The organism is Streptomyces sp. NPDC027962 (genome assembly GCF_055566095.1).
Map to the genome: position 1 here is coordinate 1 of NZ_JBVHTA010000009.1, position 16,359 is coordinate 16,359.

The 16,359-nt window shown below is 70.7% G+C and carries 15 protein-coding genes; 7 read left to right on the forward strand and 8 right to left on the reverse strand.

The features are described from left to right. The first annotated feature begins 239 nt into the window (after positions 1-239). Positions 240-1,028 carry a YlbL family protein gene (locus ACZ4SA_RS11085; RefSeq protein ID WP_468272380.1) on the forward strand — a complete coding sequence of 263 codons (789 nt, stop codon included), beginning with the start codon at positions 240-242 and terminating at the stop codon, positions 1,026-1,028. 125 nt (positions 1,029-1,153) lie between these two features. Here ACZ4SA_RS11085 and ACZ4SA_RS11090 read toward each other — a convergent pair whose 3' ends face one another. The 3 genes from ACZ4SA_RS11090 to ACZ4SA_RS11100 all read right to left on the reverse strand — a co-directional run bounded on the left by ACZ4SA_RS11090 (position 1,154) and on the right by ACZ4SA_RS11100 (position 2,516). Further along, entirely contained in the window at positions 1,154-1,336 is a 183-nt protein-coding gene (locus ACZ4SA_RS11090; RefSeq protein ID WP_468272383.1) for a hypothetical protein, read from the reverse strand. A gap of 14 nt (positions 1,337-1,350) precedes the next feature. After that, on the reverse strand, positions 1,351-1,965 hold the full coding sequence (locus tag ACZ4SA_RS11095; RefSeq protein WP_468272385.1) for an ArsR/SmtB family transcription factor: 615 nt from the start codon (positions 1,963-1,965) through the stop codon (positions 1,351-1,353). 71 nt (positions 1,966-2,036) lie between these two features. Continuing rightward, a complete protein-coding gene (locus ACZ4SA_RS11100; RefSeq protein WP_468272388.1) occupies positions 2,037-2,516 on the reverse strand; it encodes an Lrp/AsnC family transcriptional regulator in 480 nt (159 codons plus the stop codon). Between the two features lie 121 nt (positions 2,517-2,637). Here ACZ4SA_RS11100 and hppD point away from each other — a divergent pair, with 121 nt between their 5' ends. Then, positions 2,638-3,783: a 4-hydroxyphenylpyruvate dioxygenase gene (hppD, locus tag ACZ4SA_RS11105; RefSeq protein ID WP_468272390.1), complete on the forward strand. Its 1,146-nt coding sequence runs from the start codon at positions 2,638-2,640 to the stop codon at positions 3,781-3,783. A gap of 91 nt (positions 3,784-3,874) precedes the next feature. Here hppD and ACZ4SA_RS11110 read toward each other — a convergent pair whose 3' ends face one another. After that, positions 3,875-5,539, reverse strand: coding sequence for a tetratricopeptide repeat protein (locus ACZ4SA_RS11110; protein WP_468272393.1), 1,665 nt, complete (start codon positions 5,537-5,539; stop codon positions 3,875-3,877). Between the two features lie 109 nt (positions 5,540-5,648). Between ACZ4SA_RS11110 and ACZ4SA_RS11115 the strand changes: the two genes are divergently transcribed. After that, positions 5,649-7,016, forward strand: coding sequence for an FAD-binding oxidoreductase (locus tag ACZ4SA_RS11115; protein WP_468272779.1), 1,368 nt, complete (start codon positions 5,649-5,651; stop codon positions 7,014-7,016). Between the two features lie 145 nt (positions 7,017-7,161). Here the strand turns inward: ACZ4SA_RS11115 and ACZ4SA_RS11120 are convergent, their stop codons facing one another. Further along, a complete protein-coding gene (locus ACZ4SA_RS11120; protein ID WP_468272396.1) occupies positions 7,162-7,632 on the reverse strand; it encodes an SsgA family sporulation/cell division regulator in 471 nt (156 codons plus the stop codon). Between the two features lie 223 nt (positions 7,633-7,855). Between ACZ4SA_RS11120 and ACZ4SA_RS11125 the strand changes: the two genes are divergently transcribed. Both ACZ4SA_RS11125 and ACZ4SA_RS11130 read left to right on the forward strand, forming a co-directional pair. Beyond that, positions 7,856-9,430 (forward strand): RDD family protein, encoded by a 1,575-nt coding sequence (locus tag ACZ4SA_RS11125; RefSeq protein ID WP_468272398.1) that lies wholly within the window; start codon positions 7,856-7,858, stop codon positions 9,428-9,430. Positions 9,431-9,527: 97 nt separating this feature from the next. Further along, complete coding sequence (locus ACZ4SA_RS11130) at positions 9,528-10,307, forward strand: RDD family protein (RefSeq protein ID WP_468272401.1); 780 nt, start codon at positions 9,528-9,530, stop codon at positions 10,305-10,307. On the opposite strand, the gene ACZ4SA_RS11135 is transcribed toward ACZ4SA_RS11130, so the two are convergent. After that, positions 10,296-10,607, reverse strand: a complete 312-nt coding sequence (locus tag ACZ4SA_RS11135; protein WP_468272403.1) for a hypothetical protein — start codon at positions 10,605-10,607, stop codon at positions 10,296-10,298. The genes ACZ4SA_RS11130 and ACZ4SA_RS11135 overlap by 12 nt on opposite strands. A gap of 390 nt (positions 10,608-10,997) precedes the next feature. On the opposite strand from ACZ4SA_RS11135, the gene ACZ4SA_RS11140 reads away from it, so the two are divergent. Together ACZ4SA_RS11140 and ACZ4SA_RS11145 are read left to right on the forward strand one after the other, a co-directional pair. Beyond that, on the forward strand, positions 10,998-13,415 hold the full coding sequence (locus ACZ4SA_RS11140) for an immune inhibitor A domain-containing protein (RefSeq protein WP_468272406.1): 2,418 nt from the start codon (positions 10,998-11,000) through the stop codon (positions 13,413-13,415). A gap of 122 nt (positions 13,416-13,537) precedes the next feature. Then, positions 13,538-13,846, forward strand: a complete 309-nt coding sequence (locus ACZ4SA_RS11145) for a hypothetical protein (RefSeq protein ID WP_468272409.1) — start codon at positions 13,538-13,540, stop codon at positions 13,844-13,846. 369 nt (positions 13,847-14,215) lie between these two features. Here ACZ4SA_RS11145 and ACZ4SA_RS11150 read toward each other — a convergent pair whose 3' ends face one another. Both ACZ4SA_RS11150 and ACZ4SA_RS11155 read right to left on the reverse strand, forming a co-directional pair. Then, a complete protein-coding gene (locus ACZ4SA_RS11150; RefSeq protein WP_468272411.1) occupies positions 14,216-14,800 on the reverse strand; it encodes an isochorismatase family protein in 585 nt (194 codons plus the stop codon). Between the two features lie 215 nt (positions 14,801-15,015). Then, a complete protein-coding gene (locus tag ACZ4SA_RS11155; protein WP_468272413.1) occupies positions 15,016-16,344 on the reverse strand; it encodes a nicotinate phosphoribosyltransferase in 1,329 nt (442 codons plus the stop codon). Between the last annotated feature and the right edge of the window lie 15 nt (positions 16,345-16,359).

Below are 16,359 nucleotides of genomic sequence, written 5' to 3' on the forward strand. Positions count from 1 at the left end.
CAACTCGCGCGAAGCGCGGTGAGGAAAGCCATTCCGGACACCCCCCTCCGGAGGCCCCGACCCCCACACCACCCACAAGGCAGGGACACCCCCGGGAAACACCACACCCCCGGACCGGGCCACCACGCGGACACTCCCGGAAACGCCACGTCCCCGGACCGGGCCGACCACGAGCGCGCGGCGGCCCCCGCCCCCGCCCGGACCAGCCCCGGGCATGGCCGGGCCGATAGGTTGGCTCCGTGCTCTCCAGTCTCACGCGCCCCCGCGCCCTCGCCGTCTGCGCTCTGCCCGTCGTCGCGCTGCTCGCCGTCGCCGGGTTCGCGCCGCTGCCGTTCGTCGTGGCACAGCCCGGGATGACCGCCGACGTGCTCGGCAAGGACCAGGGCAGGCAGGTCATCACGATCTCCGGCGCGCCGACCCGCAAGACGGAGGGCGCTCTGCGGATGACGACGATCGTGGCGACGGGTCCGGCGGCCGACGTCGATCTCGGCGATGTGGCCGATGGCTGGTTCCGTACCGACCGCGCCGTCCTGCCCCGCGACGCCGTCTACCCGGCCGGCAAGTCGGAGCAGGAGATCGAGCGGCACAACGTCGAGGACATGGAGGAGTCGCAGGACGTCGCCGCCCGGGCGGCGCTTTCCTATCTCGGTGAGGACCCCGCGAAGGTGAAGGTCTCGCTGCATCTCGCCGACGTGGGCGGTCCGAGCGCCGGTCTCCTCTTCTCGCTGGGCATCATCGACAAGCTCGAGGGCGACGGCTCCGGCGGCGACCTGACCGGCGGCCGGAACATCGCCGGTACGGGGACGATCAGCGCCGACGGAAAGGTCGGCGCGGTCGGCGGGGTGTCGCTGAAGACCCAGGCGGCCAAGCGCGACGGGGCGACGGTGTTCCTGGTGCCGAAGGCCGAGTGCTCCGACGCGCAGGCGGAACTGCCCGCAGGGATGCGCCTGATCCCCGTCACGACGCTCAAGGGCGCGGTGGATTCGCTTCGTTCGCTGGAGCGGGGCGGGAAGGTCCCGAGTTGCTGACGCCGGGGCCGGCGGCGTCCGCGCCCGCACCGGCCGCCGGGACGGTAGCGCCCGCACCCTCCGGGAACAGCACGGCGGCGAGCGGGCCTCGGTGCGCCCGTTGGCGCCTGGTTCCTTTCGCCCGCTCACGCGAGACGGGTCGTGGCAGTGCCGGGCGCGGTCGCCTGGTGCACCAGGCGCAGTCCCATGTCGACGAGGGCCCAGCCCAGCCGGGTGCGTATCGGCTCGCGGGGCACCGCGCGCGCGGCGGCCGTGCGCAGCTCGTCGGCGCGCAGGTGGTGCAGCATCAGATGGACGTCGCTGTGCATGGTTCCGTGTCCCCTCAGTCTCTGGCGCGTGGCAGCAGGTGGGTGTGCAGACGGACCTGGGCGGCGCCTTCCGTACCGGGGGCGGGCGCCTGGTCGCGGTAGCTCTCGATGAGGGCGTGGAGTTTCTCGTTGAGCTCGAAGGCCTGAGTGGGGGTCAGGCGCAGCGTGAAGTCGCTGAGGTCGGAGCTGCGCCGCCACTCCTCGGGCCAGTCCCGCTGGCTGCCGAGCCAGGTGGCGACCTCCTGGGTGTGCATGGTCGCGTGCTCGTGGAGGTACAGGTCGGCCGCTCCGCGCACCGCCGGGTCGGGGTCGCTGTAAAGGGATTCGTCGAAGAGCATGCCGTCCATGGATGCCTTCCACCACCGCTCCCGGCCCTTGCCGCGCTCCGGGTCGTCCTCGACGAAGCCGTGCGCCGCGAGCTGACGCAGGTGGTAGCTGGTGGCGCCGCTGGACTCGCCGAGCTTCTCCGCGAGCCGGGAGGCGGTCGCGGGGCCGTCCTGGCGCAGCACCGTCAGCAGGCGCATCCGCAGTGGGTGGGCGATGCCGCGCAGTGAGCGCGGGTTCAGCCTGTGGAGCTTGCGCGCGCCGGCCTCGGCCGCGCCTTCTTCCTCGTACTCGCTCTCGCTCATACATGCAAAGGTAGCGTTGCAAAGAAACCCTTGCAACGCCTTTTATGCAATCACTTCTTTGCAAGTGAGCCTCAAGAGCTCCGTGAGTCCTCCGCCGCCTGCTCCACCAACGGGATGATCCGCAGCGGCACCGGGTTCTCCATGACGATCGCCGTCGACGCCCGGACGATCCCCTCGAAGCCGACCACCCGGTCGATCACCCGCTGGAGATCGGCGTTGGAGCGGGCCACGAGCCGGCAGAGCATGTCGCCGTGGCCGGTGGTGGTGTGCAGCTCGAGCACCTCGGGAACGGTGGCCAGGTGCGCCCGCACGTCCGCGCCCTGCCCCTGTTTGATCTCCAGCGTCGCGAACGCAGTCACCGGATAGCCGAGGGCTGCGGGGTCTACGTCCGGGCCGAAACCGCGGATGACGCCGTTCGCCTGGAGCCGGTCCATGCGTGCCTGGACCGTGCCGCGTGCCACGCCGAGCCGCCGGGACGCCTCCAGCACGCCGATCCGCGGTTCGCGTGCCAGCAGCACGATGAGCCGCCCGTCCAGATGATCGATCGCCATGAGGTCCTCCTGATGGTCATCCTGTACAGAACGCCCGGCAATCCCTGCTTAGGGATGTGCAGATTGCCCAGTCGAGAGACAAACTATTGCGCACCTTGTGGAACAGGGAGAGCCTGCTGGCATGACTAAGACCATGGATCACACCCCGAACACCGCGCGGCAGGCCGACCCCTTCCCGGTCAAGGGAATGGACGCGGTCGTCTTCGCCGTCGGCAACGCCAAGCAGGCCGCCCACTACTACTCCACGGCCTTCGGCATGAAGCTCGTCGCCTACTCCGGACCGGAGAACGGCAGCCGCGAGACCGCGAGTTACGTCCTCACCAACGGCGCCGCCCGCTTCGTCTTCACCTCCGTGGTCAAGGCGTCCACCGACTGGGGCCGCTTCCTCACCGAGCACGTCGCCGAGCACGGCGACGGCGTCATCGACCTGGCCATCGAGGTGCCGGACGCCCGCAAGGCGTACGCGTACGCGGTCGAGCACGGCGCCACCGGCATCACCGAGCCGTACGAGGTCAAGGACGAGAACGGCACGGTCGTGCTGGCGGCGATCGCCACCTACGGCAAGACCCGCCACACGCTCGTCGAGCGCAGCGGCTACGACGGCCCGTACCTGCCCGGCTTCGTCGCCGCCGACCCGATGGTCGAGCCGCCGGCCAAGCGCACCTTCCAGGCCATCGACCACTGCGTGGGCAACGTCGAGCTCGGCAAGATGAACGACTGGGTGGCGTTCTACAACAACGTCATGGGCTTCACCAACATGAAGGAGTTCGTGGGCGACGACATCGCCACCGAGTACTCCGCCCTCATGTCGAAGGTCGTCGCCGACGGCACGCTGAAGGTGAAGTTCCCGATCAACGAGCCGGCGATCGCGAAGAAGAAGTCGCAGATCGACGAGTACCTCGAGTTCTACGGCGGCGCCGGCGTGCAGCACATCGCGCTCGCCACCAACGACATCGTCGCGACCGTCCGCTCCATGCGCGCCGCGGGTGTGCAGTTCCTCGACACCCCCGACTCGTACTACGACACCCTCGGCGAGTGGGCCGGTGAGACCCGGGTGCCCGTCGAGACGCTGCGCGAGCTGAAGATCCTCGTCGACCGGGACGAGGACGGCTACCTGCTGCAGATCTTCACCAAGCCGGTCCAGGACCGCCCCACGGTCTTCTTCGAGATGATCGAGCGGCACGGTTCGATGGGCTTCGGCAAGGGCAACTTCAAGGCGCTCTTCGAGGCGATCGAGCGCGAGCAGGAGAAGCGCGGAAACCTGTAACCGCCCCGCCGCCGGCCACAGCAGCGGCCTCACGGACCTGACCCCGTGGGGCCGTCGCTGTGCCGCGGGAGCCGTCCGGCGCCGCAGCCGGTCAGCTGCTCGCGGCCGCCGGCGCCGACGGCAGGACCGGACGCACCTGCGGAGCGGGTCGCGCCGCAGCCGGTGACGCCGTCGCTGGTTCGGAAGCCGCCGCGAACGACGGTGCCGGAGCGGGCGACGACGGTCCCTCGGCGGACGACGGCGGCCCCGGCGAATCAGAGGGCGAAGGCGACGGCGCGGACGGCGGTTCAGGCGATTCTGACGGCGACCTCGACGGCGATTCCGACGGTGACTCCGACGGTGACTCCGACTCCTCCGTGTCCCACGGCTCGCCCATCACGTCCGCAGGCCCTTCCAGCGGCGGTTCGCCGAGTGACTCCTGAGCCGCCTCCGCCCGCGGCGCGAGCAGCGGAGAGAAGTGCGGATTCGTCCGCAGCGCCTCGTCGATGTGGCGCCGCGCCGGACCGTAGTTGCCCAGCGTGCGCTGGATCTGCCCGAGGTGGTACGAGACCAGCGCGCTGCGCACCCCCTGGTGGTCGGCGAGTTTCGCGAACGGCAGCCCGTCCTCCGGCCGGCCCGCCTTGTACAGGGCCCAGCCCATCGTGTCCGCGACCTCCACGCTGCGGTGGCCGCGCCGCCACTCGCCCTGCATACGGCGCACCGCGGCCGCCGGGTCGCCGTGGTCGGCCTCGTAGCGGGCCAGGACCAGATTCCCGTCGACACCGTGCTCCCCGGCGCGGGTGACCTGCTTGCGCAGGAGCTCGTACCGGGTCGTGGCGTCCCCGTTCAGTCCCAGCGACTCGTACAGCTCGCCCGACTCGAGCAGGTACTCGGGCAGGGGCAGCTTCTTCAGCGCAGCATCGTAGTCGCGCAGCGCCTCGTCGGTGCGGTCGAGTGCGGCCAGGGCCCGGGCCCGTCCGGCCAGTGACCGGTAGTGCCCGGGCACGGCCTTCAGCGCGTCGGTGTAGTGCTCGACCGCGTCCTCGGGCTCGCCCCGCTCCCAGGCCAGTTCGCCCTGGCGGTGCAGGGCCATGGCCCGCTCGATGGGGGTCCGGGAGTTCGCGGTGGCGCCGTACGCCAGTGCCGCGGCGTCCTCGCGCCAGCCCCGGTTCCAGTAGACGGTCACTTCCCGCCCCTGCGCCTGCGGCCCGGAGTGCAGCTCCACCAGCTTGTCCATGGCCTTGCCGGCTTCGGTGTACTTGCCGAGCCCGTTGTACGCGTCGATCAGGGGCGGATACACGGTCCAGCGCTTCGGCTTCTGCTTTCTGGCGCTCTCCGCGTATCCACGCGCCCCTGCGAAGTCGTGCCGGGCATTGGCCAGCTCGGCCAGCCCGACCAGCGCCTCGACGTTGCCCTCGGAGGCCGGGACCTCGCGCAGCGAGCGTTGCAGCGCGCGTTCCGCCTTCGGGTAGTGGTCCGTCCGCCCGAGCCGTGTCCCCCGTTCGACGTACGCCGAACCCAGCTGGGCCCACGACAGCGCGTCGTCCGGATAGTCGCGGACGAGTTTCTCCCGATCGCGGATCAGTGCGTTCAGATCGGCGACCGAGGCCGGCGCGCCCGTGTCGGCCGCGGCGAGCGCCCGCGCCGCGGGCCCCGACGCGGGCGGCGGCGGCGGGGGCTCCTTCTTCCAACCGGGCGCGAGCATGATCACCCCGGTGACCAGTGTCGCGCCGACCAGCGTGCTGACAGCGGCTTTCTTCAGGGTTTCGCTCCTCATGGCGCTCACTGTGCGGCAGCGCCCAGCCAATACGAAGAACACACTCTGACCCATGGAACGGAACACATACGGGTTCACACCGATGGCCCCCGGTGCGAGGCTGGGGATCATGGACGATCTCCTCGAGCGGCTGCGCACAGGTCTTCCCGCCGAAGCCTTCATCACCGATCCGGACGTCACCGCGTCGTACGGGAACGACATGGCGAGCTTCTGCGCGGCGGGCACCCCCGCCGTCGTCGTACTGCCGCGCACCGTCGAGCAGGTGCAGCACGTCATGCGCACCGCCACGGAACTACGCGTGCCCGTCGTCCCGCAGGGTGCCCGTACGGGCCTCTCCGGCGCGGCCAACGCGTCCGACGGCTGCATCGTGCTGTCCCTGACCAAGATGGACCGGATCCTGGAGATCAGCCCGGTCGACCGGATCGCCGTCGTCGAGCCGGGCGTCGTCAACGCCGTGCTCTCACGCGCCGTGGGCGCGCACGGCCTGTACTACCCGCCGGACCCCTCCAGCTGGGAGATGTGCACGATCGGCGGCAATATCGGCACCGCCTCCGGCGGCCTGTGCTGCGTCAAGTACGGCGTGACGGCCGAATACGTCCTCGGGCTGAAAGTCGTCCTCGCCGACGGGCGGCTGCTGAACACCGGCCGGCGCACCGCCAAGGGCGTCGCCGGTTACGACCTGACGCGGCTCTTCGTCGGCTCCGAGGGCAGCCTCGGCATCGTCGTCGAGGCGGTCCTGGCGCTGCGTCCGCAGCCGCCCGCGCAGCTCGTCCTGGCCGCCGAGTTCCCCTCCGCGGCCACCGCCTGCGACGCCGTCTGCGCGATCATGGAACGCGGCCACACGCCCTCACTGCTCGAGATCATGGACCGCACCACCGTCCATGCCGTCAACAAACTGGCCAACATGGGGCTCCCCGAGACCACCGAGGCCCTGCTCCTCGCCGCCTTCGACACACCGGACCCCGCGGCCGACCTGGCCGCCGTCGGTGCGTTGTGCGAGGCCGCCGGCGCGAGCGAAGTGGTGCCCGCCGACACCGCCGCCGAGTCCGAACTGCTGCTCCAGGCCCGCCGGATGTCGCTGACGGCACTGGAGACCGTCAAGTCCGCGACGATGATCGACGACGTGTGCGTACCGCGCTCGAAACTCGGCGCCATGATCGAGGGAACGGCCGCGATCGCGGAGAAGTACGACCTGACCATCGGCGTCTGCGCGCACGCCGGCGACGGCAACACCCACCCCGTCGTATGCTTCGACCACCTCGACGCCGACGAGTCGCGGCGTGCCCGCGAGTCCTTCGACGAGATCATGGCGCTCGGCCTGGAACTGGGCGGCACCATCACCGGCGAACACGGCGTCGGCGTGCTGAAGAAGGAGTGGCTGGCCCGCGAACTGGGACCGGTGAGCCTGGAGTTGCAGCGTGGCATCAAGCAGACCTTCGACCCGCTCGGCATCCTCAACCCGGGCAAACTCTTCTGAGGCTGCGGTCGTCCCGGGTGTACGCGTGCGTGAGGCCGCGGTCGTCCCGGGTGTACGCGTGCGTGAGGCCGCGGTCGTCCCGGGTGTACGCGTGCGTGAGGCCGCGGTCGTCCCGCGCACTCGACCGGCCCGGACGCGACGCCGATCAGGCGTCGCCGTCCTGCGCGTCACCGGAGGGACCGTGTGCGCGCAGCTCGTCCGCGCCGGCCGGCGCGAGCAGCTCGGCGAGGGCGTCGTCGATACCGAGCTGCTTCGACTCCGAACCCGGGGGGACCATCCGCAGGGTCCGCTCCAGCCACCCGGAGACCGCCGTCGACGGCGCCTCCAGCAAGGCCTCACCATCGGGTGAACTCAAAGCCATGAGGACAACGCCGCGGCCTTCGTTCTTCGACGGCCAGACCCTCACGTCCCCGGTTCCGGCGGGCCGGAACACCCCTTCGACCAGCAGCTCGCGGGCGAACGTCCAGTTGACGGGATGGTCGGAGCCGACGTGGAAGACGATGTGCACGGCGTACGGGTCCTCGGTGCGGTAGGTCATCCGTGCCGGGACGGGGATGCTGCGCTCGGGGGACAGCACCAGGTTCAGTTCGAGCTCACGTTCCACCACGGTGTGCATGGCCGCTTCCTTCCTGTACGCCTTCTGGGCGGCCCGCCGATCGGGCCTCACAGGAAGAGACAGGCTCCCGCCGCCACCATTACGCGGGTTTCGGTAGTAACTTTCCGTGATGGCATCGTTACCGGAAAGTGGTCGTTACGGCAGGACCGGCCCAGGGGTGGTCGCGGGTCTGATAGATGTGGTGCCTTGAATTGAGGCCTCGAAGAGATACGGGACCACGGTGATGAGCGCCCCAACCCCGGCAACCGGCGACGGCAGCCCCACGCCCGGCTACTACCCGGACCCGTCCATTCCCGGATATGTCCGGTACTGGAACGGCGCGGCATGGGTGCCCGGTACGAGCAGGCCCGCCCCGAAGGCGGGCGAGGCGATGCCCACGCCGCCCCGTTCGGCGGCTTCCCCGGCCCCGGCCGTGGCGGCCCCCGCCCCACCCGCGCCCTCCGTGGAGGAGACGGGCCCGGTCTTCCTCGACGAGGAGCCCGCAGGCGGGCCGTCACGCCCCGAACCGGCGAGCGCCTGGCAGGCGGACGTCGCACGCCAGGCCGGTTTCGGCGGCGACATGGGCAGCCGGGTGTCGTGGGGCGGCACCGATCCCCGTACGCCCGAGCGGCCGGCAGCGTCCGACCCGCGCCGGGCCGCGTCCGACGCACCGTCCGCCGACCCGACCGGGGGCAGGCTGCCCGGCATGCGCTCCGCGGGTCCGCAGGGCGGGCCCGCCGACGACGAAATCCCCGGCGGTGTCCGTTCGCCGGGCGGCCCGTCCGCCGGCGGTGAGCCGCCGACGGACGGCACCGTCGCCATCCGTGCGCCGCGCCCCGGCGGCGCCGCCCCGTCAGGTACGGGGACGAGTGCCGCCGCCGATGACGGCCCCGGCCGTTCGCCCAAGCCGCACCAGCCCGCCGAGAACACCGTCACCATCCGCCCCCAGCGGCCGGGCGGGTCCGCCCCGCAGGCCGACGGGACGATGACGATCCGTGCGCTCGGGGCGGACGTGGATGCGGCCGCGGCCCAGCAGGGTCCGGCCCAACGCGCCCCGCAGGCCGGCGCGACCGCCCGGCCCCAGCCGCATGCCCGGCCGACTCCCGTGCAGCAGGCCCAGGCCCAAGCGCCCCAGGCTCAGCCGGCCGTGCCCCAGCAGCAGGTGCCCGCCCAGTCCCAGCCGCCCGTCACCACCAGCGCCGGCGGCGGCGCGGCCTCCTGGGCACAGCAGGTGCACCAGCTCGCGCAGTCCCCGGGCGCCGATGAGAGTGAGCCCGTCCTCCCGTGGAAGCCGCCGGTCAACGACCCGTTCCTGGCCGCCGCCCAGGCCCAGGCGGCGGCCCGTCCCGCGGCCCTCGGCAAGCGTCTCGCCGCCCGCCTGATCGACACCGTGCTGCTCGGCGCGCTCGTCGGTGCCGTCGCCGTACCGGTCTTCGACCAGGCGCGCACCCACATCGACGGCAAGATCGAGGCGGCGAAGCTGTCCGGCGAGACGGTGACCGTCTGGCTGCTCGACGCCACCACGGCGGGCCACATCGGCATCGTCCTCGGCGCCCTGCTCGTCCTCGGTCTGCTCTACGAGTCGCTGCCGACCGCCAAGTGGGGCCGGACCGTCGGCAAGAAGATCTGCGGGCTCAAGGTCGTGGACATCGAGACCCATGAGCCGCCGTCGTTCGGCGGCGCGCTGCGCCGCTGGCTTCTCTACAGCGTGCTCGGCGTACTCGTCGTGGGCGTGCTCAATGTCCTGTGGTGCCTGTTCGACCGCCCGTGGCGGCAGTGCTGGCATGACAAGGCGGCGCACACGTTCGTGACCGGCTGACCGGTCTTCCGCCTCTTCCGGACGGCTCTCGCGCGGGGGTTCCCCCGAACGCGCGCGAGCCGTTGCGGGGGCGTTGGGGGCAAGGTGCACTGCCCCCATGAGCAACGACCAGCCGCCGCCCGGCCAGCCGCCCGAGGACGACCCCTTCCGCAAGAAGCCGCAGGAGCCGCAGGGACCCGGGGGTCCGACCCCGCCCCCGTCGGACGGCCCGACGCGCGGCGGCGGTTCGCCTTACGACTCTCCGCCCGGCGGAGCGGGCGGCACCGGCGGAGCGGGCGGTGCCGGCGGTCCGTACGGCGCGGGCGGTACCGGTGGCCCCTACGGCGGCGGTCAGCCCCCGCCGTACGACGGGGGGGCGTACGGCGGGCCGTACGGAGGAGCCGACCCCCTTTCGGGCATGCCACCGCTCGCCGACTTCGGCAAGCGCGTGCTGGCCCGGATCATCGACGTGATCATTGTTTTCGTGCCGCTGTTTCTCATCTCGCTGCTCTTCGGCGGCCTCGACGTGGCCACCGGCGGCGACGACTGGGGCGACGACTGGGGCGATGTCACGGACCGGGTGAACCCCGGCCGGCAGTGGCTGTGGTCGCTGATCTCCCTTGTCGCGTACGTCGGTTACGACACGATCATGACGAGGAGGGACGGCCAGACCGTCGGCAAGAAGATCATGAAGTTGCGCGTCGCGATGCTCAACGACGGCCGGGTGCCCGACACCCGCTCCTCACTGGTGCGCGCCGTGGTGCTGTGGGTGCCGGCGCTGGTGTGCTGCTTCTGCGTCTGGTGGCTGGTCATCCTCATCACGGTGTTCACCGACAAGCCGTACCGGCAGGGCCTGCACGACAAGGCGGGCAAGACGGTGGTGGTGTCAGCGGCGTAGCGAATGCTCGCCGACCCGGGCCTCGGCGCCGGAGTGGGCGCGGACCTCGGATACATGGGTGGTGAGACCGACCGGGGCGGCGGCGGAGGCGGCCGTCGCCGCACGGGCGGTTTCGGCCTTCCCGGTGGCGCGGCGCACGGGCAGCGCCAGAGCGACCAGCAGTCCAAGTCCCAGAGAGGCGATTCCGATCGCGGCGACCGCGACGCCGTTGGTGGTGCGGGTCAGCAGCAGGAGGGCGACCGTCGAGAAGACGACGGTGGCCGAACCGTAGGCGAGCTGTGCGGCAGTCGGACGCGGCATGACGGTATCCGTCCTCGGGACAGTGGCAGGTCTTGAGTCTCTGGGACAGTTCGCACTGGCAGCAGACTCTACGACGGTGGATGCCCCAGTGGAACCAGCAGTAAGCGTGACCTAACCCGCGGTGCCGATGTGTGTCGATGCACGGGGGGCGCACGGGGTCATGCGACCGGCCAAGTGGCTGAAACTGTGCGCCTCTTGTCCTGATTCGACATCGTCCGCATAGCGGAGCTGTGCTTCTGCATAGTGCAGTTGGTATGTCCAAGTCAAGGACTGTCTTTTCTTCTTCAACTCCGGTCGAATGTCGTCACTTGAGACGCGTATACCGCCCGCGCGGACGACCCCACAAACCGGTCCGCGGCGGCGACGGAACGCGGGGGAGGACACCATCAAGTGACCAGCAAGCGACGGACGTTCAGAGCATCCGCGGTGCTCGTGGCCCTTGCCGCGACCACCGCGACCGCGTCTGCGTTCACCAGTGCGCAGGCCGACGGCCAGAAGTCGTCGGACCCTGCGGGCATAGAGCGGCGCGACCCCGCGCCGCACAAGGGCCATGTCGAGCACGACCTCGAGGGTCCGTTCAGCAAGCAGCAGGAGCAGCAGCGCCAGGCGGCCCTCGAACAGGTCATCTCCGGCGACGCGACCGTGCAGTCGCGCGGCGGCTCCAAGGTGATCAAGCTCGACGACAAGAAGTACGTCGAGCTCGCCCGGGAGAAGACCGACAAGATCTTCACCATCCTCGTGGAGTTCGGCGACAAGGTCGACGACACCACGATGTTCGACCCGGACGGCGCCGACGGCCCCAAGCCGCCGGTCAAGAAGTACGGCGGCGCGCCCGGTCCGCTGCACAACAAGATCGCCGAGCCCGACCGGTCGAAGGACAACTCGACCGCCTGGCAGGCGGACTACGACCAAGAGCACTTCCAGGACCTCTACTTCGGCTCCGGCAAGGACAAGAAGGGGCAGCAGAAGCAGTCGCTGAAGACGTACTACGAGAAGGCCTCCTCGGGCCGCTACTCGGTCGACGGCACGGTCTCCGACTGGGTCAAGGTCGAGTACAACGAGGCCCGTTACGGCTCGAACTACTGCGGCCAGTCCAACTGCGCCAACGCCTGGGACGCCGTCCGCGACGGCGTGAACGCCTGGGCCGCCGACCAGAAGGCCAAGGGCAAGACCGACGCCGAGATCAAGGCGACGCTCGCCGAGTACGACAAGTGGGACCGGTACGACCACGACGCCGACGGCAACTTCAACGAGTCCGACGGCTACATCGACCACTTCCAGTTCGTCCACGCCGGTGAGGACGAGTCGGCCGGCGGCGGCGCGGAGGGCCCGAACGCCCTCTGGGCGCACCGCTGGTACGCCTACGGCACCGACGCCGGCAAGTCCGGCCCGGCGAACAACAAGGCCGGCGGCACCCAGATCGGCAACACCGGTATCTGGGTCGGCGACTACACCGTGCAGCCGGAGAACGGCGGCCTCGGGGTCTTCGCCCACGAGTACGGCCACGACCTCGGCCTGCCGGACCACTACGACACCTCCGGCGGCGGCGAGAACTCGACCGGCTACTGGACCCTGATGTCGGCGGGCTCCTGGCTCGGCACCGGCAGGGAGTCCATCGGCGACCTCCCGGGCGACATGACCGCCTGGGACAAGCTGCAGCTGGGCTGGCTCAACTACGAGACGGCCAAGGCGGCGACGAAGTCCCGCCACACTCTGGGTGTGTCGGCGTACAACACCAAGAAGCCGCAGGCGCTCGTCGTCGAGCTCCCGAAGAAGCCCGTCACCACGACTGTCGTGAAGCCCGCCGAGGGCTCCAAGCAGTGGTGGAGCGACATGGGTGACGACCTCAAGAACACCCTGAGTCGCACGGTCGACCTCACCGGCAAGTCCACGGCTTCGCTGGAGCTCGACGGCTGGTGGGACATCGAGGCCGACTACGACTACCTCTACACAGAGGTGTCGACGGACGGCGGCGCCAACTGGACGGCGGTGGACGGCACGGCCGACGGCAAGGCCATCACCCGTGACGCCAGCGACAAGCCGGCGCTGACAGGCCCGTCGGAGGGCCACAAGAAGCTCGCCTACTCGCTGGACGCGTACGCGGGCAAGAAGGTCGACGTCCGCTTCCGCTACCAGACGGACGGCGGCGTGGCGGGCAAGGGCTTCGCGGCCGACAGCATCACCATCAAGGCCGACGGCGCACCGGTGTTCTCGGACAACGCCGAGGGCGAGGCCGAGGGCTGGACCGCCCAGGGCTTCAACCGCATCGGCGAGTCCTTCACGCTCGACTACGAGCAGTACTACATCGCCGAGAACCGCCAGTACGTGTCGTACGACACCACCCTCAAGGTCGGTCCGTACAACTTCGGCTTCAAGGCGCCCAAGGACAACTGGGTCGAGCACTACCCGTACCAGAACGGGCTGATGATCTGGCAGTGGGACACCTCCCAGAAGGACAACAACACCAGCGCCCACCACGGGCAGGGTCTGATCCTTCCGGTCGATGCCCACGCCAAGCCGATGAAGTGGGCGGACGGCACGCTGCTGCGCAACAAGATCCAGACGTTCGACTCGACGTTCAGCCGCTACCGCACGGACAGCTTCTGGCTGCACAACGCGGACAAGCCGCAGTGGATCGCCTCGCAGCGCGGCAACCCGGTCTTCGACGACCGCAAGGGCGTCTACTGGTACGCCGAGAACCCGACGGGCAGCGTCAAGGTAACTGACACCAACACCAAGATCTCGATCGTCAAGGAGCCGCGCAACGGCCGGACGATCACCGTCAAGGTTGGTCCGTCGACCAAGTAATCCGTAACACCGCAGGTCAAATCATGATCGGCCGTCGCCCTCTAGCGGGCGGCGGCCGATCGTGTTTAGGTGCGTCTGACGAAGTTCTTATTGACAGTGAGCTCACGGGGGAGTGGTTCCGCATGCCCGGCGGAGGTTTCTGCAAGCTGCCGAACGGCAGCGTGGTCGTCGCGCTCAATCTGCCGAGCCCGGCCGGCGGCGAGGGAACGGTCCGCTTCCTGGTCCACGCGGTGAACCGCGCGAGAGCGCTGACGCGACTGCGCAACCTCGGGCTCAGAGCGGTCTATCTGCGGGGCAACGCGGAGCCGCCGACGCCGGACGAGATCACGGCGGTGCTGCACCACCCGGACGGCCTGCTGTGGCGTCCCGACCGGAACGCGACAGCAGAACTCTGGCATCCGGCCCGAGCCCTCCTCCGCCGCCCGGCGTAGTCCCGCAAGGGGCCCGCCTCCCACCCCCGCCCCTTCCCGAAACCGGGGCAGAGCCCCGGACCCCCGCGCCTGCCGCCGCGCGGGCGCGGCGGTGCCTCGGGCCCCGCTCATCGGTGAGGCAGGAGTTGCTGGGCAGCCTCAGCCCGTCGGGCGATCGAGGACACCGCGCGTGGCGCGGTGCCGGGGCCGCAGTGTGCTGCCACGCGGACAAGGCCCCGGGCCCGCTCCTTGGTGAGGCAGGAGCTGCTGGGCAGCCTCAGCCCGTCGGGCGATCGAGGACACCGCGCGGGGCGCGGTGCCGGGTGCGGGCCGGACAGGGGGCCGCTGCGCGGGCGGGCCACGAGGAACCGCCCGCCGCGGGCGCCCCCGTCAGACCACCGGCTTGCCCGTCAGTTCCACGTCCGCTTCCCGCAGCTGGTCCAGCGCCCGCGCCGTCGTCTCCTCGGCGACACCCGCCGTCAGGTCCAGCAGGACCTGCGTCCTGAAGCCCTCCCGTGCCGCGTCGAGCGCGGTGGCGCGGACGCAGTGGTCCGTGGCGATGCCGACCACGTCGACCTCGGTGACGTCGTGCGCGCGCAGCCACTCCGCCAGCGTCGAGCCGTTCTCGTCGGTGCCTTCGAAGCCGCTGTACGCAGCCGCGTACGCACCCTTGTCGAAGACCGCGGCGATCGCGCCCGACGCGACGGCCGGCGCGAAGTTGGGGTGGAAGCCGACGCCTTCCGTGCCGGCGACGCAGTGCGGCGGCCAGGAGTCGACGAAGTCGGGGTCGTCGGAGAAGTGGCTGCCCGGTTCGATGTGGTGGTCGCGGGTGGCGACCACGTAGCGGTAGCCCGGCTGGGCCTGGCCGATCAGGTCGGTGATGGCGGCTGCGACATCGGCACCCCCCGCCACCGCGAGGCTGCCGCCCTCGCAGAAGTCGTTCTGAACGTCCACGACGATCAACGCGCGGTGCATGGCGGGTGTCCTTCGGTGGGGAGGGAGGTCGGCGGGGAGGGCGGAGAAGCGGGGCGGCCGGCTCGCGCGCCGGGTGCGAACTGCCGCCCGTGCGCCGGGTGCGAACTACCGAGCGTAGCCACTCGACACGCCGCGCGGGAGGGGGCGTGGTCCGCACGCCACGGTGGGTGCGGATCGCCTGCCCATTCGCCCGGCGTTCATGCGTACCCCGCCGCTCATGCGTACTCGGTCGGGATCACGGGCTCGCCCCGCGAGAGCTGGACCGCGGACATCGGCAGTTCGGCCCGTGCCGCGATGTGACGGTCGCGTGCCGCGTCCAGCGGCTCGCGGGCGACGACCTCGCCGCCCTTGACCAGCTCCACGAGCAGTGCCCGATCCGCGAGCTCCACGGGTACCTCGCCGACCCCGATGACCTCGGCCTCCGCGACTCCGTACGCGTCCACGCGGCGCGCGGCCCACTTGCAGCCGCCGACGGACAGCTTGCCGCCCAGGGACTTCTTGGCCACGGCCTGGAGCGGCGCCGCGGGATCGGCGGACTGCGCGCGGGCGACGAGCTTGTAGACCATCGAGCAGGTGGGGTGCCCGCTGCCGGTGACCACCTGGGTGCCGACGCCGTACGCGTCGACCGGGGCGGCGGCCAGCGAGGCGATCGCGTATTCGTCGAGGTCGGAGGTGACGACGATCTTGGTGTCGACCGCGCCCAGCTCGTCCAGCTGCTGGCGCACCCGGTGCGCGACGAGCAGCAGGTCACCGGAGTCGATGCGGACGGCTCCGAGCTCGGGGCCGGCGACGTCGACGGCCGTACGGACGGCCTCGGCGACGTCGTAGGTGTCGACGAGCAGCGTGGTGCCCCGCCCGAGCGAGTCGACCTGTGCCTGGAAGGCGCCGCGCTCGCTGTCGTGCAGCAGGGTGAAGGCGTGTGCGCTGGTGCCGACGGTGGGGATGGCGTAGCGGAAGCCTGCCGCGAGATCCGAGGTGGAGTCGAAGCCGCCCACGTACGCCGCGCGCGCGGCGGCGACCGCCGACAGCTCGTGCGTGCGGCGCGCGCCCATCTCGATGAGCCTGCGTCCGCCGGCGGCCGTCGACATCCGCGAGGCCGCGGCGGCGATGGCCGAGTCGTGGTTGAGGATCGAGAGGATCACGGTCTCGAGGAGTACGCATTCGGCGAAGGAGCCCTCGACGCGGATGACCGGTGATCCGGGGAAGTACACCTCGCCCTCGGGGTAGCCCCAGATGTCGCCGCTGAAGCGGTAGTCGGCGAGCCACTTCAGCGTCGCCTCGTCGACTATGCGCCGCTCCCTCAGGAAGCCGAGGACGCCCGCGTCGAAGCGGAAGTTCTCCACGGCGTCCAGGACGCGGCCGGTTCCCGCGACCACGCCGTAGCGGCGGCCCTCGGGCAGGCGGCGGGTGAAGACCTCGAAGACGCAAGTCCGTTCGGCCGTGCCGGCCTTCAGTGCCGCCTGCAGCATCGTGAACTCGTACTGGTCGGTGAAGAGCGCGGTCGACGGCACGTCCACCGGCAGCCCAAGATCTGCTGTGTTCATGACTTCGATGCTAGC

Excerpts from the sequence above, each read along its gene's own strand:
- ACZ4SA_RS11090 (WP_468272383.1), bottom strand. The coding sequence starts at position 1,336 with ATGCACAGCGACGTCCATCTGATGCTGCACCACCTGCGCGCCGACGAG.
- ACZ4SA_RS11095 (WP_468272385.1), bottom strand. The coding sequence starts at position 1,965 with ATGAGCGAGAGCGAGTACGAGGAAGAAGGCGCGGCCGAGGCCGGCGCG.
- ACZ4SA_RS11100 (WP_468272388.1), bottom strand. The coding sequence starts at position 2,516 with ATGGCGATCGATCATCTGGACGGGCGGCTCATCGTGCTGCTGGCACGC.
- hppD (WP_468272390.1), top strand. The coding sequence starts at position 2,638 with ATGACTAAGACCATGGATCACACCCCGAACACCGCGCGGCAGGCCGAC.
- ACZ4SA_RS11110 (WP_468272393.1), bottom strand. The coding sequence starts at position 5,539 with ATGAGGAGCGAAACCCTGAAGAAAGCCGCTGTCAGCACGCTGGTCGGC.
- ACZ4SA_RS11115 (WP_468272779.1), top strand. The coding sequence starts at position 5,649 with ATGGACGATCTCCTCGAGCGGCTGCGCACAGGTCTTCCCGCCGAAGCC.
- ACZ4SA_RS11120 (WP_468272396.1), bottom strand. The coding sequence starts at position 7,632 with ATGCACACCGTGGTGGAACGTGAGCTCGAACTGAACCTGGTGCTGTCC.
- ACZ4SA_RS11125 (WP_468272398.1), top strand. The coding sequence starts at position 7,856 with ATGAGCGCCCCAACCCCGGCAACCGGCGACGGCAGCCCCACGCCCGGC.
- ACZ4SA_RS11130 (WP_468272401.1), top strand. The coding sequence starts at position 9,528 with ATGAGCAACGACCAGCCGCCGCCCGGCCAGCCGCCCGAGGACGACCCC.
- ACZ4SA_RS11135 (WP_468272403.1), bottom strand. The coding sequence starts at position 10,607 with ATGCCGCGTCCGACTGCCGCACAGCTCGCCTACGGTTCGGCCACCGTC.
- ACZ4SA_RS11145 (WP_468272409.1), top strand. The coding sequence starts at position 13,538 with ATGCCCGGCGGAGGTTTCTGCAAGCTGCCGAACGGCAGCGTGGTCGTC.
- ACZ4SA_RS11150 (WP_468272411.1), bottom strand. The coding sequence starts at position 14,800 with ATGCACCGCGCGTTGATCGTCGTGGACGTTCAGAACGACTTCTGCGAG.
- ACZ4SA_RS11155 (WP_468272413.1), bottom strand. The coding sequence starts at position 16,344 with ATGAACACAGCAGATCTTGGGCTGCCGGTGGACGTGCCGTCGACCGCG.